The organism is Kitasatospora sp. NPDC004669 (assembly GCF_040609455.1).
Classification (GTDB): Bacteria; Actinomycetota; Actinomycetes; order Streptomycetales; family Streptomycetaceae; genus Kitasatospora.
Genome location: NZ_JBEXKB010000023.1, coordinates 59,383 through 79,815 on the forward strand (window position 1 = coordinate 59,383; position 20,433 = coordinate 79,815).

Consider the following 20,433-nt stretch of genomic DNA (forward strand, 5'->3'; position numbering starts at 1 on the left):
ACCCGGCAGCTGCGGGCACGTAAGGTGGCGTCAGCGGTGCGGGCGCGAGGACTCGGGGGTGCGGCACAGGATGGTGCGGGAGAGCGGCGGAAGGCCCCAGGAGCGCAACGACGGAGGGCCAGGCCCGACCCGGCTGGGCGGGCAGGATCGTTTCGCCGACCAGGAGGAGTTCTCCCGCCGGACCCTGGCCGCGCTCGACTTCCCGGTGTACGGCGTGACCGCCGGGCCGGCCCGCCGCGGCGAGGCGCTGGCCGCCTTCGAGACCTGTGGTGGCGAGCTGTGCTGGGTCGAGGTGCAGTGCGGCGACTGGACGTCCGCGGCCGGACCGTACGTGACCGTGCGCACCTACCGGCCGGGGGCCGAGCACGTCGAGCTGCTGCCCGAGCTGGAGGACGTGGTCGAGGACGAACGGGACCGCGTCTACGAGCAGTTGGGCATCGACGAGGGCGACGGTCCGGGTCGGGTACGGGCGCTGCGCGAGTGGATCACCGTGGACGGCGAGCCCTGCGCGGTGGAGGTGCACGAGGACCGGCCGGTGGCGCCGGGCGGAGCCCAGCCGGGTGGAGCGCAGTCGGCCGGGCCGGTCTGGGCCGGGCGGCTGCGGGTCGGCGGGCTGACCGTCACCGTGTGCGGGCGCGGGGTCGCCCCCAGCGGTGTGGAGCTCGGCGGGATAGGGGACTTCGAGCGCTATCTGAGCGGGCGCACCGACCTGCTGAGCGACCTCGCCTCCCGGCGGGCCCGGTACGTACCGGTCGAGGAGCGTGAACTGCCGCCCGTGACTGGGCTGGAGGCGCACCGGGAGCTGATCGCGCAGAGCATCGCGGAGACCGCAGCGATCGAGGCGCAGGTCCGGGTGGGGCGCACGCCGAGGCTGCCGCGGGCGCTGCGCGGGGACGCCTGCGCAGTGCGCTGGGAGACGGTGGTGCGCCAGCAGATGCGGCTCGCCACCGAGACCCGGGAGGAGGCCGCGGCAGCGGTGACCTCGATGGTGAACCACCTCAACCGGCTGTCCCAGCAGACGCATTGGCTGATCGGCACGTCGGCGGGTGAGGCGGCCGTGGAGGAGGTCGTCCGGTACACGGTGTTCGCCAGCGAGGTGGCCAGCGTGCCGGCGCAGCGGGCCTGGGAGCAGTTGTGGCGGGAGCGGCCGGGCGGCGGCGGGGCCGCGGTCTGGGAGGAGCACCAGCTGGCCGAGCAGCTGTGGCTGGCGGCCTGGGAGCAGTGGCGGGCGCGGCGCGGATGACCCGGTCCTGGGGGAGCGCTGCTCATGGGTGAGCCGCCGGTCGATACATGCCGGTGAGTGACGGAGCGTCAGTTCCGAGGGGGGTGTCGCCCGCGCACTACTCGTCCGCGGGCAGTCGCAGTTGCAGCATCGCCAGCAGCCGTTGCTGCGGCTGGGCGAGGTCGATGCCGGTCAACTGCTCGGCGCGGCGGACCCGGTAGCGCAGGGTGTTGGGGTGGATGTGCAGGGCGTCGGCGGCGACCCGGACCTCGCCGAGCGCGTCCAGCCAGGCGAGCACCGACTCGGCGAGCCGGGTGCCGTGCCGGCGGTCGTACTCGGTGAGCGCGGTCAGCCGCGGGTCGCGCAGGCCGGTGCGGTCCTGGAGCAGCGCCAGCATCTCGCTGACCAGCACCTCGGCCTGGACGTCGATCAGCGCCGCGACGTCGAGGTCCACCCCGCCGCGGCCCATGGCGTCCAGGATCCGGTCCGCCTGGGCGCGGGAGTCGGGCACCTGGGCCAGGCCGTCGACGGTGGAGCCGATCGCCGCGCGAAGCGGCACCCCGAGGTGCTCCCGGGCCGCCGTGACCACCTCGGCCGCCCAGCCGCGCACGGTGGCCATCGGCAGGCCGGGCGGAAGCTCGGGCAGCAGCACGTAGACCCGGGACTCGATCGGGGCGAGCAGCGCGGTGCGGTGCCGGGCGGCGGTGTGCACCGAGATCAGGCCGGTGACGTCGGAGCGGTGCAGCGCCTCGGTGGCGTGGGCGCCGTACGCCAGTACGGTGGCCGGGCGGCGCACGTCCAGGCCCAGGTGGGTGGCCAGCGACTGGGGGCCGGTGGAGCCCTCCAGCAGCCCGGTCAGCAGGGTCTGGGTGAGCCGGACGTCGGCGGACAACTCGCGGCGACGGCGCACCAGTTGGGCGGCGGCCACCCGGGCGGCGCCGACCAGGGCCTGTTCGGCCAGCGGGGCCAGCGGCTGGGCGCCCTCCTGTACCCAGATGGTGCCGAGCGGTTGCGCCCCGGCCCGGATGCCGACCGCGAGGCGGCGGCGCAGGCCGAGCTCGGGGTGCGGCTCGACCGCGATCGGGGTGTCCGAGGTGCGCAGGTGCTGGAAGATGCCCCACTCGCGGAGCTTGGAGAGGTACGGCTCCGGGCCCTGCCAGCCGAGGATGGACAGCCGGCGCAGGTCGTCGACCTCGTCGGAGTCGGAGGAGCGGGAGTAGGCGAGCACCCGGCTGGAGGTGTCCTCGATCGAGACGATGCCGTTGGTGAGCACGGCGACGGTCTGGGCGAGGGAGAAGAGGTCGCCCGCGTTGGGCTCGGGGGCGCCGGGAGCGTCCGGGGCGTCCGGGCCGGCGATGATCGCGCGGGCGAGCGAGTCCAGGTGCTCCCAGCGGGTCTCCCGGCGCACCGACAGCAGGGCGACGCCCGCGTCGGTGGCGGCCTCGCGCAGGGCGTCGGCCTGGCCGGGGCCGTCCAGCTTGACCGCGACGGCGGCGGCGCCGGCCCGGCCGGCGGCGCGCAGGGCGGGGAGGGCGGCGCGGCCGCGGGCGCCGATGGCGAGGACGAGTTCGCCGGGGGCGGCGGTGGGCGGGTCCTCCGGGTCGAGGATCGCGACGTCGCGGACCGGGACGTCCAACCCCTGTGGGGCGGTCTGGAGTTCGACCAGCGGTTCGCCCAGGGACATCAGCAGTCGGCGGAGCGGGAGACCGGGGGTGGTCACGCCGGGCCCTCCTTCATCCGCTCGGACAACGCCGTGTGGTTGATTTTAGCCGGGCGGACAGAGTTGTGGTTCGTCATTCCTAAATAGTTGACTCTGACTATTCAGTACTGGATAGTCGATACTGACCAAGTGATGAGGAACGTTCTCATGGCGAAGCGACGCAAGGTGTCGAACCCGCTGGCCCTCGCGGTCCTGGCCGAGCTCGGAGCCGAGCCGATGCACCCGTACGAGATGGGGCGCCGGCTCAAGGAGCACGGCAAGGACCGGAACATCAAGTACAACCGCAGCTCGCTCTACATGGTCGTGGAGCAGTTGCGGAAGGCCGGGTTCGTCGCCGAGCAGGAGACCGTCCGCGACACCCAGCGGCCGGAGCGCACCGTCTACGCCCTCACGCCCGAGGGCCAGACGGAGCTCATGGACTGGATGCGCGAGTGGATCGCCGAACCGCAGGAGGAGTACCCGGCCTTCGGCGTGGCGCTGTGCCTGCTCGTGGTGCTCCCGACCGCGGAGTCGGCCGACCTGCTCGGCCGGCGGCTGGAGGCACTGGACGCCCGGATCGACGCCTCGCGCGGCATGCTGCGCAAGGCCGTCGAGATGGACGTCCACCCGATGTTCGTCGTCGAGGAGGAGTACGCCCTCGCGCTGCTGCAGGCCGAGCGGCGCTTCACCGAGAGCCTCATCGGACAGCTCGGGGAGCCGGACTTCAACCGGACCCTGCAGGAATTCATGAGGAGCCTGGAATGAGCACCACCGGCAACACCGGTACCACCCGCACCACCAAGAAGGCCCTGATCATCGGCGGCGGCATCGCCGGCCCGGTGATGGCGCTGGCGCTGCGCAAGGCCGGCATCGAGGCGGAGATCTTCGAGGCTTACCGGACCTCCGCCGAGGGCATCGGCGGAACCTTCATGATCGCACCCAACGGGCTCGGCGCGCTGGCCCTCGTCGGACTGGGGGCGGACGTCGACCGGATCGGGCAGCCCGTCGGCCCGATGGTGATCGAGGACGGCAAGGGCGGCGTGCTGGCCGAGTTCACCGGCCTCGCCGACCTGCCGCGCGGACGGTTGATGCGGCGCGCCGAACTGTACGAGGTGCTGCAGCGGCGGCTCGGCGAGACCGGCATCGCGATCCACTACGGCAAGCGGCTGGTCGGCGCCGAGGAGGGCGCCGACGGCATCACCGCCCGGTTCGCCGACGGCAGCAGCGCCACCGGCGACCTGCTGATCGGCACCGACGGCACCGGCTCCACCGTCCGCACCCTGATCGACCCGGCCGCGCCCGCCGCCCAGTACACCGGTCTGCTCGGCATCGGCGGCTACAGCTCCTACCGGCTGCCCGGCCGGGCCGGCCGCGGCGAGTCAGTGCACTTCGCCAACGGCGCCCGCGCCTTCTTCGGCTACTGGGGCCTGGCCGACGGCAGCGGGACCGCCTGGTTCAGCAACATCCCGCAGCCCGAGCCGCTGACCCCGGAGAAGGTCCGCGCCGTCGGCATGACGGAGTGGCTGCGCCGCTGCCGGGAGCTGCACGCCGAGGACCTGCCCGCCCGCGAGGTCCTGCGGATGGCGGACGTGGAGACCATGGAGACCTTCCCCCGGCTGGAGATCATGCCGTCCGTCCCGCACTGGTACCGCGGCCGGATGGTGCTGGTCGGCGACTCGGTGCACGCGCCGTCCAACAGCTCCGGGCAGGGCGTCTCGCTGGCCGTCGAGAGCGCCGTCGAACTCGCCCGCTGCCTGCGCGACCTGCCCGACCACACGGCCGCCTTCGCCGCGTACGAGGCGATGCGTCGGCCCCGGGTCGAGAAGATCGCCGCCGACGCGGCCCGCACCAACAACCAGAAGACCTCCGGGGCGGTCGGGCGGATGGTGTTCAAGCTGGTCGCGCCGATCGCGATGCGGACCTTCATGAGCCCGGAGAAGATGCTCCGGCCCGTCCACGGCTACCGGATCGACTGGGACCGGCGGGTGACCCCGCTCCCGGGGACGGGCCGTCACGGGCGGGCCGCCTGATGGGTGGTCGTGACCGGGGCGTGACCGCTTTCGTCGGCCCGGACAACGCCGTACGGGGGAATTTAGCCGTCCGGCCAATCATGTGGCCGGGTGGGCAGGAATAGCGTTCGTGCTGTGGCCGGCGTGCAACCCGCGCCGGCAGTCCCCCCGCACTGAACGAAGGAGAGCGTGCGCTCATGGACGCTGTGACCCAGGTCCCCGCGCCGGTGAACGAGCCGGTCCACAGCTACGCCCCCGGCAGCCCGGAACGGGCCCGTCTGGAGGCCAAGCTGAAGGAGCTGGGCGGTCAGGAGCCGGTCCAGCTGACCATGACGATCAACGGTGAGCGCCGGATGGGCGGTGGCACCGAGATCCACGTCGTCCAGCCGCACAACCACGCGGCGAGGCTCGGCATCCTGCGCAACGCCACCCAGACCGACGCGCAGGACGCCATCGGCGCTGCCCTGGCCGCGGCCCCGGCCTGGCAGGCGCTCTCCTTCGACTCCCGTGCCGCGATCTTCCTCAAGGCCGCCGACCTGCTGGCCGGCCCCTGGCGCGAGACCCTGGCCGCCGCCACCATGCTCGGCCAGTCCAAGACCGCCCAGCAGGCCGAGATCGACACCCCCTGCGAGCTGGTCGACTTCCTGCGCTTCAACGTGCACTTCGCCCGCCAGATCATGGCCGAGCAGCCGATCTCCTCGGACGGCGTGTGGAACCGCAGCGACCACCGCCCGCTGGAGGGCTTCGTCTACGCGATCACCCCGTTCAACTTCACCGCGATCGCCGGCAACCTGCCGACCGCGCCCGCGCTGATGGGCAACGTGGTGCTGTGGAAGCCGTCCCCGACCCAGCAGTACTCCGCGCACCTGCTGATGCAGCTGCTGGAGGAGGCCGGCCTGCCCAAGGGTGTCATCAACATGGTGACCGGCGACGGCCTGGACGTCTCCGCCGTGGCGCTCAAGCACCCGGCGCTGGCCGGCATCCACTTCACCGGCTCCACCGCCACCTTCCAGCACCTGTGGCGTTCCGTGGGCGAGAACATCGCCGGCTACCGCACCTACCCGCGGATCGTCGGCGAGACCGGCGGCAAGGACTTCCTGGTCGCCCACCCGTCCGCCGACCCGAAGGTTCTGAAGACCGCGATGACCCGCGGCGCCTTCGAGTTCCAGGGCCAGAAGTGCTCGGCGCTGTCGCGGGCCTACGTTCCGGCCTCGCTGTGGGCCGGCCTGAAGGACGAGTTCGCCGCCGAGGTCGACGGCCTCACCATGGGCGACGTCTCCGACCTGTCCAACTTCATGTCGGCGGTCATCGACGAGCGCGCCTTCGCCAAGAACAAGGCCGCCATCGACCGCGCCCAGGCCGACCCGCAGGTGGAGGTCCTCGCCGGCGGCAGCTACGACGACTCGGTCGGCTACTTCGTCCGCCCGACCGTGCTCGTGTGCCAGGACCCGGCCTCGGAGTACTTTCGCGACGAGTACTTCGGCCCGATCCTCGCCGTGTACGTCTACGAGGACGAGAAGTACGACGAGATGCTGGCGCAGATGGAGTCGGTGTCGGCGTACGGCCTGACCGGCTCGATCATCTCCCAGGACCGCGCGGCGGCCCAGGACGCGATGCACAAGCTGCGCTTCGCGGCCGGCAACTTCTACATCAACGACAAGCCGACCGGCGCCGTCGTCGGCCAGCAGCCCTTCGGCGGCGGCCGGGCCTCCGGCACCAACGACAAGGCCGGCGCCAAGCAGAACCTGGCGCGCTGGACCTCGACCCGCTCGGTCAAGGAGACCTTCGTCCCGCCGACCGACTACCGCTACCCGCACATGGGCTGACCAGCCTTGATGCCGACCGATCCGCTGTAGAGGCCATCGGTCACCCGCGACGCCCGGTCCCGCAGCCGGGCGTCGCCCGCCGGGGCGGCGCCCACCCGTCGCCCGCCGCCACCCTTCTCGGGACGCGCTGCGCGCGACGCCTCCTGTGGTACCGCCGCCCCGGCCCTTTTCTGCCACCCTTGGAAACACCAGCTCCAGGAGTCACGATGCTCCGTTCCGCCCTTCTCGCGGCCTCCCGGTCCCCACAGGTCCGCACCGTGGTCGAGAAGTTCCCCCCGACCCACGCGATAGTCGAGCGTTTCGTCGCGGGCGAGGCCCTCGACGACGCCGTCACCGCCTGCGACGACCTGGTCGCCACCGGTCGCAAGGTCACCCTCGACCACCTCGGTGAGGACACCCAGGACGCCGCCCAGGCCGCCGGCACCGCCGAGGCCTACGAGCACCTGCTCAAGGCCCTCAAGGAGACCGGCCTCGCGGCCGGCGCCGAGGTGTCGGTCAAGCTGTCGGCCGTCGGCCAGTTCCTGCCGGTGGACGGCGAGAAGATCGCGCTGGAGAACGCTCGCCGCATCTGCGAGGCCGCCGCCGACGCCGGCACCACGGTGACCCTCGACATGGAGGACCACACCACCACCGACTCCACCCTCGCCATCGCGCGCGAGCTGCGGGCGGACTTCCCCTGGCTGGGCGTCGTCCTCCAGGCCTACCTGCGCCGCACCGAGGCCGACTGCCGTGAGTTCTCCGGCGCGGGCTCGCGCGTGCGTCTGTGCAAGGGTGCCTACAAGGAGCCCGAGTCGGTCGCCTTCCAGGGCAAGCACGAGGTCGACCTCGCGTACGTCCGCGCGCTGAAGATCCTGATGGCGGGCGAGGGCTACCCGATGATCGCCTCGCACGACCCCAACATGATCAAGATCGCCGGCCAGCTGGCCGAGTGGAACAACCGCACCCGGGACTCCTTCGAGTACCAGATGCTGTTCGGCATCCGCCCCGAGGAGCAGCTGCGCCTCGCCGGCGAGGGCAACACCATGCGCGTGTACCTCCCGTACGGCCAGGAGTGGTACGGCTACTTCATGCGCCGCCTCGCCGAGCGCCCGGCCAACCTCACCTTCTTCCTGCGCGCCATGGCCACCCGCAACTAGCGCGCTCCGCATACCGGAACGGCTCGTACCCCCTGTGTGGGAGGGGGTACGAGCCGTTCCGTGTTTCCTAGAGGAAGGGCTTGGTGTCGAGGTCGAAGTCGAACGGGGCGGGGAGGGCGAGCGGTTCGCCGAAGGGGGCGAGGTGGACCTCGGTGTACTCCTCGCGGTGCGGCTTGCCGAAGAGGCTGACCTGTGACTTCTCCCGGTCGATGAGCAGGTAGAGCGGGATCCCGGCCCGGGCGTAGCAGTGCCGCTTGGTGACGCGGTCCTGGTCGGGCTTGGCGGAGGTCACTTCCGCCACCATGGCGACGCCGTCCGGCTCCATCCAGGACGGAGCGCCTCGGAAGAGGCGGAACTCCTCGGGGGCGAACGTGGCGTCCGGGATGACGTGGTTCTTCGGGCAGAGACCGCCGCTCACCAGGCGGAGGCCCTTGCCGCCGGACACACTCATGTCGGTTTTGGATCGCCGGATCACCTGCTTGATCAGGTGACTGATGTGGTCCTCGTGATCGCCATCCGGCGGTGGTGCCACGATGATCTCTCCCTCGATCAGCTCGGCTCGGAAGCCTTCGGGGGAGTGCAGGCTCAGGAAGCTCTCCAGCAGGATGTCGGCCTGCGATGGGGAGTCCGCGATCGGTTGCTCATGCGCCACAGCACTCATGATGCCCCTCCTTCAGATGGGCGTCACGCTATTCGTCGCCAGGCAGGGTTATGCAGTGCATGGCGGACTTTCGCTCGATGGTGTGGGTCTGAGGTCCGGCGTAGGGTTCCGGTGCTGGTCAACTGGGCTTTTGGTGAGAGGAGTTGGGGATGTTGAAGGCGTTCGAGGGGCTGTCCACCGCGGTGGTGGCGGATGCGTGTGTGCGGGTCGGGGTGGGGTTGCGGGCGGCGCCGGTGGGGGTCGCAGGGGTGGTGCCGGGGGCCCGGGTGGCGGGGCGGGTGCTACCGGTGCGGCACTACGGGAGTGTGGACGTGTTCCTGGAGGCGTACGGGGCGGCGCGGGACGGGGACGTGCTGGTGATCGACAACGGCGGGCGGACGGACGAGGCCTGCATCGGGGATCTCGCCGTGCTGGAGGCGCGGGCCGCCGGGGTGGCCGGGATCGTGGTGTGGGGGTTGCACCGGGACACCCGGGAGCTGGTGGAGATCGGGCTGCCGGTGTTCAGCTACGGGGCGCTGCCGCTGGGGCCGATGCGGCTGGACGAGCGGGAACCGGAGGCGATGCTGTCGGCGCGGGTGGGGCCGTACCTGGTGGGCGCCGACGACGTGGTGTTCGCGGACGCGGACGGGGTGCTGTTCGTGCCGGCCGACCGGGTGGGGGAGGTGCTGGAGACGGCCGCCGGGATCGCCGGTACCGAGCGTGCGCAGGCCGAGCGGATCCGCTCGGGCGACACGCTGCGCGAGCAGACCGGGTTCGAGGAGTACCTGGCGCTCCGCGCGGCCCGTCCGGCGTACAGCTTCCGGATGCACCTGCGCACGGCCGGTGGGGCGATCGAGGAGTAAGTCCCTTACAGGGGGCGGTACATGACGTGCAGGCCGACGTAGCCGTCGACCGGGTGGCGGAAGGCCTCGGGGACGGTGCCGACGATCTCGAAGCCGAGGGACCGGTAGAGCTTCACGGCGTAGTGGTTGTTGGCGACCACCGCGTTGAACTGCATGGCGCGGTAACCGGCCCGGCGGGCCCAGTCGAGGGAGTACTCGACCAGGGCCCGGCCGATGCCCCGGCCGTGGTGGGCCGGGTCGACCATGTAGCTGGCGCTGGCCACGTGAGAGCCGTTGCCGGGGCGGTTGCGGTTCATGGTGGAGGTGCCGACGACGCGTCCGTCCTCGTCCACCGCGACCACGGTGTGGTCGGGGGCGGAGTGCATCCACCATTCCCGGCCCAACTCCGAGGACATGTCCAGGGGGTAGGGGAAGGTCTCGCCGGCGGCGACGATGGCGTGGAAGAAGGGCCAGATGGCCGGCCAGTCCTCGGGGGTGGCTTCGCGAATGAGCATTCGGACAGGATGATCGGGGGAGGGACGGCCCGGCAAGTGGTTTCCGCACGGCGCTCGTCGGTCAGCCGCCGAGGGCGGCGTCCTCGACCAGGGCGGCGGCGTTGGCCTGGCCCTTGGCATTGGGGTGGACCAGGGCGTACTTGAGGGGGAGGACGCTGGTCAGCACGCCGTCCAGCCAGTGGTCGGCGTCGCAGACGCTGTGGCCGGCGGTGGCGGGGTAGAGGTCGACGAAGGTGTCGCCGTGGGCGGCGGCGTCCCGGGCGATGACCGCGTTGAGCGGCCGGAGGACGGCGTCGCGGGCCCAGGCGAGGTCGCCGGTGGTGAAGGTGGAGAACTGCAGCAGGTCGCCGTACCGGCAGAGGTCGGTGTCCTCGGGCATCAGGTGCGGGTAGCCGACGGTGAGGACCCTGGCGAACGGGGCCTTCATGTGCAACGCGGTCAGCATCCGGTCGTAGTCGGCGCGCAGGCGGTTGAACCGGTCGGGCAGTTCGGCGTCGTACTTGTCCTTGCAGGGCGTGCCCTGGCCGAAGGCGGTGGCGCCGAGTTCGATGCAGCTCTTGAGGAGCCCGCCGAAGTCGAGGTCGTTGCCGCCCACGCCGACGGTGATCAGGTCGGTGGCCGGGCCGACCGCGTCGATCTGTGGTGGGACGGGCGGGTAGGGCGCGTCGGGGTCGGTGCCGAGCGGCGGGAGCGGGCGGCCGATCGGGCTCTGCGCGGTCGCGTACACGTTCTTGCCGGTGGCGCCGCTGCAGCTGACGTCGCGCAGGCTCACCAGGGAGCCGAGGTCGCGGCGGATGAGCTCGGGGTAGGACCCGGTGGTTCGGGCGCAGCCGTCGCGGGGCTCGGTCAGGTCGCCGGTGGCCTCGATCATGCCCGCCGTGTAGGAGTCGCCGAGGGCGGCCCACTGCAGCGCGCCGGCGCGGGTGGCGGGCCTGGCGGCGGCCTGGGCGGTGGTGGGGGTGATCAGGCCGACGGCGAGTGCGACGGCGGTGCCGGCAACGGCGAGGCGGGACAGGAGGCGTGGCACGGTCTCTCCTCAACGAGTGCAGGGGAGAGTGCGATTCACCCCCCTAAGGGGAGATCGAGTCGGCTCGTGGACGACTTGAGGCCTCAGGAGGGTGAATTCGCGGGCGTACCCGTGACGTTGCGGGCTGAGGCGTGTCCGACGATTCCCGCCGGGCGCGCGACGTGTCGGACACGCCTCAGAGCAGTGCGGCGGAGGGCTCGATCATCGCCCGGGCGGTCTTGCCGTCGACGAACTCGCCGAGCGCCGTCATCTCCCACTCGCCGGAGGGGCGACGGACGAGCTTGCACATCACCACGCCGGTGTACGGCTCGGAGTGGGTGAGGTCGAAGCGGACCAGCTCCTCCTCGCTCCGGACGTCCACCAGGCGGCAGTAGGCGTTGCGCACCTCGGTGAACTTCTGGCCGGAGAAGGAGTTGACCACGAAGACCAGCGCGTGGACCTCGGTCGGGAGGCCCTCCAGGTGGACGGTGATCGCCTCGTCGTCGCCGCCGTCACCGCCGACCAGGTTGTCGCCGGAGTGGGCGATCGCGCCGTTGAAGATGTTCAGCTTCATGAACCAGGCCGTCTCCAGCCGCTTGTGCCGGGCGTCGAAGGCCAGGCAGGAGGCGTCCAGGTCGATGTCGCGGCCGCGGGCGGCGGACTCCCAGCCGAGCGCCATCCGGACCGAGGAGAGGAACGGGCGACCGTTCTTCACCAGGGAGACGGAGCTGCCCTTGACCAGGCTGACCCGGCCCTTGTCCAGGGTCACCTTGGGGCGGTCGGCCGGGACCGGCGGTGCGGCGGGCGGCGCGGGCGGGGTCGGGGGGACCGGCGGGGTGGCGAGGGCGATCCGCGGGTCGACCGGAGGGACGGGGCTCACGGGTGGAGCCGGCGGCGCGGGCGGGACGGGCGGCAGCGGCGGGGCGGCCGGGGAGGTGATCTGGACGGTCGGCGCGTTCGGCGAGATCGCGGCCGGGGCTGCGGCCGGGGCCGGCGCCGGGGGCTGGGGCGTCGGGGCCGGGGAGTCGTCGACGCTGACGCCGAAGTCGGTGGCGATGCCCGCCAGGCCGTCGGCGTAGCCCTGGCCGACCGCGCGCACCTTCCAGGACCCGTTGCGCCGGTAGACCTCGACCACGATGAGCGCGGTCTCCAGGCCCAGCCGGGGCGGGGTGAAGGTGACCAGGACGGCGCCGGTGTCGGCGTCCCGGACGGTGGCGGTGGGTTCGATCCCGGCGAAGGTGGAGGACTGGTCGGCCGGGCTGGCGGTGACCACGATCTTGCTGATGTCGGCCGGGACGGCCGGGGTGTCGACGGTGATCGCGTCCGGCGCTCCGGCGGCGGCCGGGCGGAGGCTGAGGCCCGGGCCGTGCGGGGCGTTGAAGAAGACGAAGTCGGCGTCCGAGCGGACCTTGCCGGCGTCGGTCAGCAGCAGGCCGGAGACGTCCAGCGCCTTGGGCGCGGTGACCTCGACGGTCACCCGCGCGGCGGTCAGGGGTGCGTTGCCGCCTTGGGTCAGGACGGTGGACAAGGACTCCTCCTCGGGTGCGGAACGACGACCCGGGCAGGGGCCGCTGGGGCACCGGGCCGGGTGCTGTTCACCGTATCTCTCCCAGGATGCTCCCGGCTTCAGCGGGGAGAGATCGGGGCCTCCCCGTCCGGAGGGTGGGGGAGGGTGCTTGGAGTGGAGCCGCGAGGTGGCGGGGTTGTCTGCGCGTCTGTATTGGCCCCTCTCGTTGTCAGTGGGGTCCGGTAGGTTGCGGAACATGACGACACGGCACGTTGCGGAGGACGCCGGGCACGCCCGGTACACCTACCGCCTGCGTGTGTCGTCGATTGCGTCCGTGCTGCTGTGTGCAGAGTGGGGCAGGTGCCGGTGGGTGTGGAACGAATGCGTCCACATGTCGCGGAAGGTCCACGTGCACAACCGGACCAGCCCCGAGTCGAAGCGCAGCGTCCCCCAGGGACAAGAACTCCGCACGTGTGATGCTCGTCCGGGCTGGTCTCAACCCGGCTGGTGTTGATCGCGGAAGACCTCGGCGTCGGTTGGACGTCTCGGCAGCGTGAGTCAGGAATCCCCTGCCTTCGGGCTGGGGAGGAGTCAAAGTAACGGACGAGGGTAGAGGGATGAGCCCCGGTGAGTTGGCTGATCGTCGGGGGACCGGATCAGTAGGCGCCGGGTCAGCGGGGCGCGTGCGCCAACGGCTGGGCGGGCAGCGGCAGCAGTGGGCCGAAACCGCCGAGCGCGGCGACCGCCCGGGGGTGGTCGATGCCGAAGGCGGCGGCGTTCCAGCTCTCCAGCGGGGCCGACTTGCGCACCGCGCCGACCGGTTCGGCCGGGCGGGTGCCGCGCACGACGAAGCTGTAGCGGCCGGGCTTGACGTCCGTCCCGGGCGGGGTGGTGAAGCGGTAGACCAGGGCGCCGCGCTCCTGCTGGACGGTCACCACGGCGCTCGGCAGGTCCGTCCAGGCAGCGCCGCTGCCGGGGGCCAACTCACCCGGGGCGAGCCGGAATTCAGCCTGCAGTGCGGTGACCGGCTCGGCGACGGCGAGATCGAGCGCGTGTCGGAGGCCGTCACGCCCGAGCGGGGTGGCCTGACCAGTGCCGGTCAGGGCGTGGTCGGCCTCCGCCTCGGTCGCGCCGGTCGCATCGGCGGCGTTGGCGGAGCCGGTGGACTCGGTCGAGGCGGCGAAGCCGGTGGCACCGGGGGCGGCATCGACGTCCCCCGTGGTCTCCCCGGAGGCGCCGTTGTCGCCCGGGATCACGGTGGCGGGCGGCGGGGCCGGCTGCGCCGGTGCGGGTCGGGTCGGGGTGTTCGGCCGGAGCCCGGGCGGGTGCGGTGACGGGGTTCCGCCCGGCTGCCCGGCGTTGGACGCGCCGGTGTCGGGCTGACCGCCCGGGGGCGTGAGGGGCTGGGCCGAAGGCGAGGGCCCGGCCGCGGCGCCCGCCTGCGAGCCCGCGCCGGTGCCCGCGGCGGGGGCGTTGGCGGGGGCGTTGGCGGGGGAGCCGGGCTCCTGTCCGGCCGAGGCCTGTCCGTCGGTCGACGGCGTGATCGGGACCGACGTGCCCGCCGGGAGCCCGGTCGGCGGCGGGGTGGCGGCGTTCGCCGGGGCGGACGGATGCGTGGAGGGGTGCCCGGTGGGCCGGGAGCCGTGCGGGCGGCCGGAGGGCGGGGGAGCGGCCGGGGTGTGTTCGGCGACCGCCTCGGCCTGGTCGGTGGTGCTCGGGGTGGGCGGCGGTGTGGTGCCGACCCGGGCGACGCCGGCCCGACGGCCGATGCCCTGCTGCTCGTTGAGCAGGAGGGTGGTGGCGATGCTGATGCCGACGACGGTGGACATCGCCATCGCGGCGCCGGAGAAGCGCAGGGTGGGCAGCCGGAACCGGCCGCCGAAGGGGCGTGGCCGACCGTGCCGACCGTGCCGTTCGGGCTCGTGCCGCACGTCCCGCACGTCCCGCGCGGTGTCCTCGCGCGCAGCCACCGGACCCCTCCCTCTCCGAAGTCGCCGTCGCGTCGGCCGTATTCTCCCACGCGCTGCCGTCGGGCCCGGATCCGGGCGATTCGCACCGGTTCCGCCGCGGGTTCGCGCCGGGAGGGGGAGAGCGTACCAGTGGGCGGCTGCAGCGCGGACAAAATCCATCCATTCTCCTGACATCCCTTCGACAGGCGGAAGTTGACGATCAGTCCGGCCGCCCGGGTGAGGGGTGTCCGGCCCGGACGTTGGTTATTGCAACCCCCTTGCAACCCTTGCCCGCCCGGCCGCGGTGACGCAGTCTGATGGCATCCCGCGCCGTTCCCGGAGAGACCGTCATGCCGCCCGACCCGCTGTCCGCAGCCTCCAGTGCCCCCCTCGCCGCCACCCCCACGGGCGGCGATGGGGGCGGCTCCACCGCCGCTCCGGCGGCGGTGGAGGAGGTGCTGATGCTGCGGATCTCGCTGGGCGAGGAGGTGGTCGGCGAGGTGCGCACCAGGTTCCGCTTCGACGCCTCGCGCCCGTACGAGGTGTTGCTGACCTTCCATCTGGGGCGGCCGGACGAGGCGGACTGGGTGTTCTCCCGCGACCTGCTGCGCGACGGCCTGCGCTCGTTGAGCGGCCAGGGCGACGTCAAGCTGTGGCCGGCCTACTGTCCCTGCCACGGCTCGACCTTGCACCTGGCGCTCGAATCCCCGCACGGCAGCGCCCTGCTGGAGGCCTCCAAGCCCCGGGTCCAGGCCTGGCTGGAGCGCACCTACGCGCTGGTCTCCGTCGAGCAGGAGCGCGACTGCGGCCCGACCGACGACCAGCTGGCCGCGCTGCTCGCGGGCGGCTGAGCGCCGGCCGGGCCGTCCCCCGCGGGGCGCGGTGCCGGTACGGGCGCAGCGGCGCCCGGCAGCCGTACCGTGCCCGCCGCGAGCCCGGCCCGCAGCCGCCGGACCGCCGGGGCGGTGGAGGCGGGCAGCAGGTCGTACGGGTCCTCCGGCCCGTCCACGGTGACCAGCACCGAGTCGGCGAAGCGGTACGGCCGGTGGGCCAGCAGCCCGCCCAGGTAGCGGCGCAGCCGGGAGAGCTCGGCCCGGATCGTCACCGTCCGCCCCGCGTCGCCGAACAGCGCCTCGGCGAGCTGTGCCGCGGTGCTGCCCTCGCGCGAGGTGGCCAGCAGGAGCAGCAGTTCGGCGTGGCGCGGGCTGAGCGGGTGCGACCAGCTGTCGGCCGCGCCCCGTACGTACAGCTCGGGGCGGTCCGGGCGGCGCAGGTCGAGCCGGAGCCGGGCGCCCTCGGCCTGCTCGGCGCTCACCGTGCCGGCGCCGTCCGCCTCGGGCGAGCGGACCGGGCGCACCAGCCAGCCGTCCGCGAGCGGTTCCAGCACGCACTCGCCCAGGCCGGGCACCCAGTGCACGGCCGCCGGGACCCAGCCCTCGCTGGGCACGCGCAGCCGGCTGGGCGGCGGTAGTCCGGCCGCGGCGGCGGTCCAGCCGGCCGCGTCCACCACCAGGGCCGGGCCGCCGACCCGGGCGAGTAGCGGGGCGGCCAGGGTGCGCAGCTGGTGCAGCGCCTCCAGCCGGTGGGCGCGCAGCTCGGTCTCGGCGAGCCGGGCGGCGGTGGCGGTGAGCTGGAGGAGGAACGGGCGGACGTTGTGGGCCGGTCCGCTGAGGTTGATCGCGCCGACCAGCCGTCCGGTGGCCGGGTCGTGCACGGGGGCGGCCACGCAGGTCCAGGAGTGGTGGCTGCGCAGGTAGTGCTCGGCGGAGTGGACCTGCATCGGGCGCTGGGCGCGCAGCGCGACGGCGATGCCGTTGGTGCCGACGCTCTCCTCGGTCCAGCGGGCGCCGGTCATGAAGCCGATCCGGTCGGCGCTGCGGCGCAGCCCGCGCTCGCCGTCCTGCCAGAGCACATGGCCCTCGGCGTCGGCGACGGCGATGATCAGCGGGGCCGGGTCGGTCGGCCCGAGCAGGGTCTCGCGCAGCACCGGCATGACGGTGTCCAGCCCGCTGGCCCGGCGGCGCTGCTCCAGTTCGGCGGGGCCGAGCAGGACGGTGGCGGGGGCGCCGGCGTCGGGGTCGAGGCCGAGGCGGCGCAGCCGGGCCCAGGAGTCGCCGATCTCGGGGCGGGGTTCGAACAGGCCCGGCCCGCCGGCACTGCCGGCACCGCCGGACGAACCGGACCCGCCGCTCTCGGGGAGGGCGAGTTCGCGGGCGGCGGCGTCGGCGAGGGTGCGCTCGTGGACCTTGGCCAGCTCCGCTGCGGTCGGCGGGGTGCGGCGCTCTGGTCGTCGGGACTGCCGTCCGGTCTGCCGCACTCGCGTTGCTCCTCGCCGCCGTTCGAGGACGCGCCGGGGTCGACGCGCTGACGAAAGCGTACGGGTGTGGTGGGCCGGTGGGGACGGGGTCTGCCAAGTCGGCATACCGGCCGGTACGGAACCCCCGGGGTGACTCAGCGTCCCCCGCCCGGTTCGTGTTGGGCGGCCTCGACGGTGTGGTGCAGGTCGGCGGTGGCGTCCAGGGTGGCGCCGGTGGTCAGCGCCAGGCAGGCGGCCAGGGCCAGGGCGACGGCCCGCAGTCGGGTGCCCGGGGTGGCGGCGGGGCGGGGCTGGAGCAGCGCCGCGACCCGGCGCGGGACCGGGCCGGAGTGGGCGGCGGCGACCAGCCGGGGGCGGGCCGGCCAGGGTGAACGGCTCGCGGCGAGGGCGGCCCGGCCGACCGCGCGGGCGGTCACGGCGCGGTCGCCGACCCGGGCCGCTGCCACTTCGTCGGCCCAGCGCTCCAGGTGGTACCCGAGCGGCATGCGCAGTGGGCGGAGCGCGGGGTGGAGGGCGGCGGCGTGCTCGGCGAGGGCGAGGAAGACGTGGTGGCGGGCGGCCAGGTGGGCGCGCTCATGGGCGAGCAGGGCGGAGCGTTCGGGCCCGCTGAGGGCGCGCAGCATGCCGGAGGTGACCACGATCCGGCCGGGCTCGCCCGGTCGGCCGGGGCGGCGCAGGCGGCCGGGCAGGGCGAAGGCGTCGGCCCGCTCGTCGTCCAGCACGGTGAGCGGGTGGTCCTCGGGTGGCGACAGCAGGGCGATGAGCGGGTTCTCACCGGGCTGCAACCATCCTGCGGCGCGCGCCCGGCGTACGGAGGCACGCCAGGGGCGCATGTCCGGATGCTGGTCGGCTGCGGTCAGCGTGGGCAGGGCGGCCCGGGCGGTCCGCAGGTCCTGCCGGCGGCGGCGCGCGGTTCGCACCGCCAGCGCGGTGAGCGCGGCGAGCGCGAGGCCCGCCACGGCGGCCCCGAGCGGGGCGTCCGGCGCCGCGGCGGTCAGCCAGGGCAGCGAGAGGTGGCCGAGGGCTGCGACCGGGGGCAGCTGGAGCAGTCCGGCGACGGCGAGCAGGCCGAGCGAGCACAGGGTGCCGCCGGCCAGGACGGCGGCGGTGCCGGCCAGCAGCCAGGCCGCGGCCCGGGGCGCCAGCGCCTCGGCGAGGCGGCGGGCCAGCGGGGTGGCCAGGAACGGCAGCAGCAGCGGGACCCAGACGGTGAGCATCACGGGGCGCCGATTCCCGGGGTGCCCGCCGGTCCCGGCCCGCCGTCGCCCAGCAGTTCGCGCAGCAGCTGCTCGTCCTCGGCGGAGAGGTCGGAGACGAAGCGGGCGAGCACGGTGGAGCGGTCGGCCTCGCGGCCCAGCTCGGTGTGCATCCGGCGGGCGGCCAGGCCCGCGGTGTCCTGGACGGTCGGCGTGTAGGCGTAGGCGCGGCCGGCCCGGGTGCGCTCGACCGTCCCCTTGTCGTGCAGCCGGGCCAGGATCGTCGCGATGGTGGTGCGGGCGAGGTGCCGGCCGAGCGCCGTCTGGACGTCCTGCGGCGTCATCGGCTGCCGGGCCGACCAGAGGGCGGCCAGCACCTCGGACTCCAGCTCCCCGGCGGGCCGGCGGGCGGACGGTACGTCGGACATGGCGGCGCTTCCTCCAGGATTCGTCTACAGTCATGTAGACCGTCTACGTCACTGTAGACGGTCGGGGCGGGTTCCGCTGTGAACCGCCCTCCAACGTACGGGAGGTCCGCCAGCCTTGCTTCAGTTCCCCCTCGACGCGGCTCACCTGGGCGCGGCTCACCTCGGTGCGGCTCACCTGGCGGTGAACCCGCTGGACGCGTCCTCGCTGCTCGCCGCCTTCGGCGCCCTCGGCATCGCCGTGGTGCTGTTCGCCGAGACCGGCCTGCTGGTCGGCTTCTTCCTGCCCGGCGACTCCCTGCTGTTCACCGCCGGCCTGCTCTGCGTGCCCGGCGCCACCAAGGGCCCGCAGCTGCACCTGTGGCAGGTGCTGCCCGCCGCCCTGGTCGGGGCGCTGCTCGGGGCCCAGGTCGGCTACGTGATCGGCCGGCGCGGCGGCCGGGCGCTGCTGCGCCGCACCAAGCGCAAGAGCCTGCTGGAGGGCGTCGAGCGGGCCGAGGAGCTGCTCGGCAAGTACGGGCACGGCAAGGCGATCGTGCTGGCCCGGTTCATCCCCGTGGTCCGGACGGTGCTGAACCCGCTCTGCGGCGTGCTGGAGGTGCCGGTCCGCTCGTTCACGTTCTGGCAGGTGACCGGCGGTGCGGTCTGGACCGTCGGGGTCGTGCTGGCCGGGTACGGGCTCGGTTCCTCGATACCCAGCATCGACCGATATCTGCTGCCGATCATCGGTCTGGTAGTAGTTGTCTCCGTGCTCCCCATTGTTCTCGAACTGTTCCGCGCCCGTAAGGCGCGCCGTCACGGAGGTGACGTGTGAGGTCCTCACGGGCCCTGGCCGTCTATGACGGCAGCGGCATCGACGGCAGCCTGTACACCCGGGTCAACGGGTGGGTGCAGTCGGCGCCGCACTGGTTGAACGACGTCATCAAGATCTGGTCGGCGATCGGCCTCGGACTGTTCGCGGTCTTCATGCTCTACGCCTGGTGGCGGGCGCGCGGCGCCGACTCCGTGATGATGGCCAGGGTGCTGGCCTCGCCGGTGATCGTGGTCATCGCGTACGGCGTCAACTCCGTCCTGAAGAGCCTGGTCGACGAGCTCCGGCCCTGCGCGCAGATCCGCGGCAGCGTCTCGCTGGAGACCTGCCCGGGAACCGGGGACTGGTCCTTCCCGAGCAACCACTCGGTGATCGCCTTCGCCGCCGCGATCTCGCTCTGGTTCGTCAGCCGGCGGCTCGGCGTCGTCGCCACGGTCTTCGCGGCGCTGATGGCGGCCTCCCGGGTCTGGGTCGGCGTGCACTACCCGCACGACGTGGCGGTCGGCGCGCTGGTCGGCACCCTGGTCGCGCTGGTGCTGGCGCCGCTGGCCGGGCGCTGCGGGCCGCTGGTGGACAGGATGCGCTCGGGCGCGCTGCGCCCGCTGCTGGGCCCCGGTGCGATGCCGGTGGTGACCCGCGGGTACGCGTCGCACCGGGCGCGGTAGTACCGATCGGCATTCCGCTGTGCCCCTTGTCCGGTTTCGGACGGCGGGTGGAGCATGTGAGCCGGGCGTGGGGCCCCCTTCGGGGGCGCCCGCCCGGCTCAGTCGTGCTCGGGGCGCGAAGGCACCGGGCGTGCCAGTGGAGGGAGTGCCGAATGCCGTACCGACTCGACATCACGCAGGGGGACTGGCCGGGCGACCTGCTGCACAAGGGCGTCGAAGGACTGCTCGCCGAGGCCATGGTGCTCACCCTCGCCACCGCCGGCCACGAGTACGGGCCGCACGCCAACCTGGCCTTCTTCGCGTACGACGACGACCTCGTCCTGTACTTCGTCAGCGAGCGCTCCACCCGGCACAGCCACCACCTCGCCGAGGAGGCCCGGGCCGCCGCCACCGTCTTCCTCCCGCCGCCGACCTTCGGCGAGCAACTGCGCGGGCTGCAGCTGACCGGGAGCGCGAGCGAGGCTTGGGGCCGACAGGCGGAGGCGGCGCTCGCCGCCTACCAGGGGCGCTACCCGTCCTTCGCGCAGGACGAGGACATCCGGCGGCAGTTCCTCACCGGCGGCGGGGCGGCGGCGCTGTACCGGTTCCAGGTGGAGGAGCTGACGGCGGTGGACGAGCCGAACTTCGGGCGGCGCAACTACCTGCGGGCGCGGGTGGTGCGGGGGTAG

19 protein-coding genes and 1 pseudogene are annotated in these 20,433 nt (G+C 73.4%); 11 read left to right on the forward strand and 9 right to left on the reverse strand.

Features of this window, described 5'->3' with window-relative positions; genetic code table 11:
- Positions 1–58 precede the first annotated feature (58 nt).
- Positions 59–1,243: a hypothetical protein gene (locus ABZW30_RS20690; RefSeq protein WP_355672582.1), complete on the forward strand. Its 1,185-nt coding sequence runs from the start codon at positions 59–61 to the stop codon at positions 1,241–1,243.
- Positions 1,244–1,340: 97 nt separating this feature from the next.
- On the opposite strand, the gene ABZW30_RS20695 is transcribed toward ABZW30_RS20690, so the two are convergent.
- Positions 1,341–2,942, reverse strand: coding sequence for a helix-turn-helix domain-containing protein (locus ABZW30_RS20695; protein ID WP_355672583.1), 1,602 nt, complete (start codon positions 2,940–2,942; stop codon positions 1,341–1,343).
- A gap of 147 nt (positions 2,943–3,089) precedes the next feature.
- On the opposite strand from ABZW30_RS20695, the gene ABZW30_RS20700 reads away from it, so the two are divergent.
- The 4 genes from ABZW30_RS20700 to ABZW30_RS20715 all read left to right on the forward strand — a co-directional run bounded on the left by ABZW30_RS20700 (position 3,090) and on the right by ABZW30_RS20715 (position 7,892).
- Positions 3,090–3,686, forward strand: a complete 597-nt coding sequence (locus ABZW30_RS20700) for a PadR family transcriptional regulator (RefSeq protein ID WP_355672584.1) — start codon at positions 3,090–3,092, stop codon at positions 3,684–3,686.
- Positions 3,683–4,951 carry an FAD-dependent monooxygenase gene (locus tag ABZW30_RS20705; RefSeq protein ID WP_355672585.1) on the forward strand — a complete coding sequence of 423 codons (1,269 nt, stop codon included), beginning with the start codon at positions 3,683–3,685 and terminating at the stop codon, positions 4,949–4,951. Before ABZW30_RS20700 ends, ABZW30_RS20705 begins: the two co-directional genes overlap by 4 nt.
- Positions 4,952–5,127: 176 nt before the next feature.
- The gene (gene pruA, locus ABZW30_RS20710) at positions 5,128–6,756 is read left to right on the forward strand and encodes an L-glutamate gamma-semialdehyde dehydrogenase (RefSeq protein WP_355672586.1); all 1,629 of its coding nucleotides are present in this window, start codon (positions 5,128–5,130) and stop codon (positions 6,754–6,756) included.
- Positions 6,757–6,962: 206 nt separating this feature from the next.
- A complete protein-coding gene (locus tag ABZW30_RS20715) occupies positions 6,963–7,892 on the forward strand; it encodes a proline dehydrogenase family protein (protein ID WP_355672587.1) in 930 nt (309 codons plus the stop codon).
- A 67-nt stretch (positions 7,893–7,959) separates the two neighbouring features.
- Here the strand turns inward: ABZW30_RS20715 and ABZW30_RS20720 are convergent, their stop codons facing one another.
- Positions 7,960–8,553: a Uma2 family endonuclease gene (locus tag ABZW30_RS20720; protein ID WP_355672588.1), complete on the reverse strand. Its 594-nt coding sequence runs from the start codon at positions 8,551–8,553 to the stop codon at positions 7,960–7,962.
- Positions 8,554–8,702: 149 nt separating this feature from the next.
- Here ABZW30_RS20720 and ABZW30_RS20725 point away from each other — a divergent pair, with 149 nt between their 5' ends.
- On the forward strand, positions 8,703–9,395 hold the full coding sequence (locus ABZW30_RS20725) for an RraA family protein (protein WP_355672589.1): 693 nt from the start codon (positions 8,703–8,705) through the stop codon (positions 9,393–9,395).
- 5 nt (positions 9,396–9,400) lie between these two features.
- Here the strand turns inward: ABZW30_RS20725 and ABZW30_RS20730 are convergent, their stop codons facing one another.
- The 3 genes from ABZW30_RS20730 to ABZW30_RS20740 form a co-directional block, all read right to left on the reverse strand.
- Positions 9,401–9,889 carry a GNAT family N-acetyltransferase gene (locus ABZW30_RS20730; protein WP_355672590.1) on the reverse strand — a complete coding sequence of 163 codons (489 nt, stop codon included), beginning with the start codon at positions 9,887–9,889 and terminating at the stop codon, positions 9,401–9,403.
- 61 nt (positions 9,890–9,950) lie between these two features.
- Positions 9,951–10,916, reverse strand: a complete 966-nt coding sequence (locus ABZW30_RS20735) for an SGNH/GDSL hydrolase family protein (RefSeq protein WP_355672591.1) — start codon at positions 10,914–10,916, stop codon at positions 9,951–9,953.
- Between the two features lie 175 nt (positions 10,917–11,091).
- Positions 11,092–12,411, reverse strand: coding sequence for a TerD family protein (locus ABZW30_RS20740; protein ID WP_355672651.1), 1,320 nt, complete (start codon positions 12,409–12,411; stop codon positions 11,092–11,094).
- Between the two features lie 247 nt (positions 12,412–12,658).
- On the opposite strand from ABZW30_RS20740, the pseudogene ABZW30_RS20745 reads away from it, so the two are divergent.
- A pseudogene (locus ABZW30_RS20745) lies at positions 12,659–12,823 on the forward strand (RNA-guided endonuclease TnpB family protein); the annotation flags it as partial.
- A gap of 250 nt (positions 12,824–13,073) precedes the next feature.
- Here the strand turns inward: ABZW30_RS20745 and ABZW30_RS20750 are convergent.
- The gene (locus ABZW30_RS20750; RefSeq protein ID WP_355672592.1) at positions 13,074–14,372 is read right to left on the reverse strand and encodes a hypothetical protein; all 1,299 of its coding nucleotides are present in this window, start codon (positions 14,370–14,372) and stop codon (positions 13,074–13,076) included.
- A 329-nt stretch (positions 14,373–14,701) separates the two neighbouring features.
- Here ABZW30_RS20750 and ABZW30_RS20755 point away from each other — a divergent pair, with 329 nt between their 5' ends.
- A complete protein-coding gene (locus tag ABZW30_RS20755; protein WP_355672593.1) occupies positions 14,702–15,202 on the forward strand; it encodes an SsgA family sporulation/cell division regulator in 501 nt (166 codons plus the stop codon).
- On the opposite strand, the gene ABZW30_RS20760 is transcribed toward ABZW30_RS20755, so the two are convergent.
- The 3 genes from ABZW30_RS20760 to ABZW30_RS20770 form a co-directional block, all read right to left on the reverse strand.
- Positions 15,121–16,668: a GAF domain-containing protein gene (locus ABZW30_RS20760; protein WP_355672594.1), complete on the reverse strand. Its 1,548-nt coding sequence runs from the start codon at positions 16,666–16,668 to the stop codon at positions 15,121–15,123. The two genes, ABZW30_RS20755 and ABZW30_RS20760, sit on opposite strands and share 82 nt — an antisense overlap.
- A gap of 134 nt (positions 16,669–16,802) precedes the next feature.
- Positions 16,803–17,885 carry a M56 family metallopeptidase gene (locus tag ABZW30_RS20765; protein WP_355672595.1) on the reverse strand — a complete coding sequence of 361 codons (1,083 nt, stop codon included), beginning with the start codon at positions 17,883–17,885 and terminating at the stop codon, positions 16,803–16,805.
- Positions 17,885–18,292 carry a BlaI/MecI/CopY family transcriptional regulator gene (locus tag ABZW30_RS20770; RefSeq protein WP_355672596.1) on the reverse strand — a complete coding sequence of 136 codons (408 nt, stop codon included), beginning with the start codon at positions 18,290–18,292 and terminating at the stop codon, positions 17,885–17,887. Before ABZW30_RS20770 ends, ABZW30_RS20765 begins: the two co-directional genes overlap by 1 nt.
- A gap of 115 nt (positions 18,293–18,407) precedes the next feature.
- Between ABZW30_RS20770 and ABZW30_RS20775 the strand changes: the two genes are divergently transcribed.
- The 3 genes from ABZW30_RS20775 (at position 18,408) to ABZW30_RS20785 (ending at position 20,433) form a co-directional block, all read left to right on the forward strand.
- Positions 18,408–19,103, forward strand: coding sequence for a DedA family protein (locus ABZW30_RS20775; protein WP_355672597.1), 696 nt, complete (start codon positions 18,408–18,410; stop codon positions 19,101–19,103).
- Positions 19,100–19,765, forward strand: coding sequence for a phosphatase PAP2 family protein (locus tag ABZW30_RS20780; RefSeq protein ID WP_355672598.1), 666 nt, complete (start codon positions 19,100–19,102; stop codon positions 19,763–19,765). Before ABZW30_RS20775 ends, ABZW30_RS20780 begins: the two co-directional genes overlap by 4 nt.
- Before the next feature lie 152 nt (positions 19,766–19,917).
- Positions 19,918–20,433, forward strand: a complete 516-nt coding sequence (locus ABZW30_RS20785; protein ID WP_355672599.1) for a pyridoxamine 5'-phosphate oxidase family protein — start codon at positions 19,918–19,920, stop codon at positions 20,431–20,433.

Excerpts from the sequence above, each read along its gene's own strand:
- ABZW30_RS20765 (WP_355672595.1), bottom strand. The coding sequence starts at position 17,885 with ATGCTCACCGTCTGGGTCCCGCTGCTGCTGCCGTTCCTGGCCACCCCG.
- ABZW30_RS20720 (WP_355672588.1), bottom strand. The coding sequence starts at position 8,553 with ATGAGTGCTGTGGCGCATGAGCAACCGATCGCGGACTCCCCATCGCAG.
- ABZW30_RS20785 (WP_355672599.1), top strand. The coding sequence starts at position 19,918 with ATGCCGTACCGACTCGACATCACGCAGGGGGACTGGCCGGGCGACCTG.
- pruA (WP_355672586.1), top strand. The coding sequence starts at position 5,128 with ATGGACGCTGTGACCCAGGTCCCCGCGCCGGTGAACGAGCCGGTCCAC.
- ABZW30_RS20715 (WP_355672587.1), top strand. The coding sequence starts at position 6,963 with ATGCTCCGTTCCGCCCTTCTCGCGGCCTCCCGGTCCCCACAGGTCCGC.
- ABZW30_RS20725 (WP_355672589.1), top strand. The coding sequence starts at position 8,703 with ATGTTGAAGGCGTTCGAGGGGCTGTCCACCGCGGTGGTGGCGGATGCG.
- ABZW30_RS20730 (WP_355672590.1), bottom strand. The coding sequence starts at position 9,889 with ATGCTCATTCGCGAAGCCACCCCCGAGGACTGGCCGGCCATCTGGCCC.
- ABZW30_RS20700 (WP_355672584.1), top strand. The coding sequence starts at position 3,090 with ATGGCGAAGCGACGCAAGGTGTCGAACCCGCTGGCCCTCGCGGTCCTG.
- ABZW30_RS20705 (WP_355672585.1), top strand. The coding sequence starts at position 3,683 with ATGAGCACCACCGGCAACACCGGTACCACCCGCACCACCAAGAAGGCC.
- ABZW30_RS20755 (WP_355672593.1), top strand. The coding sequence starts at position 14,702 with ATGCCGCCCGACCCGCTGTCCGCAGCCTCCAGTGCCCCCCTCGCCGCC.
- ABZW30_RS20770 (WP_355672596.1), bottom strand. The coding sequence starts at position 18,292 with ATGTCCGACGTACCGTCCGCCCGCCGGCCCGCCGGGGAGCTGGAGTCC.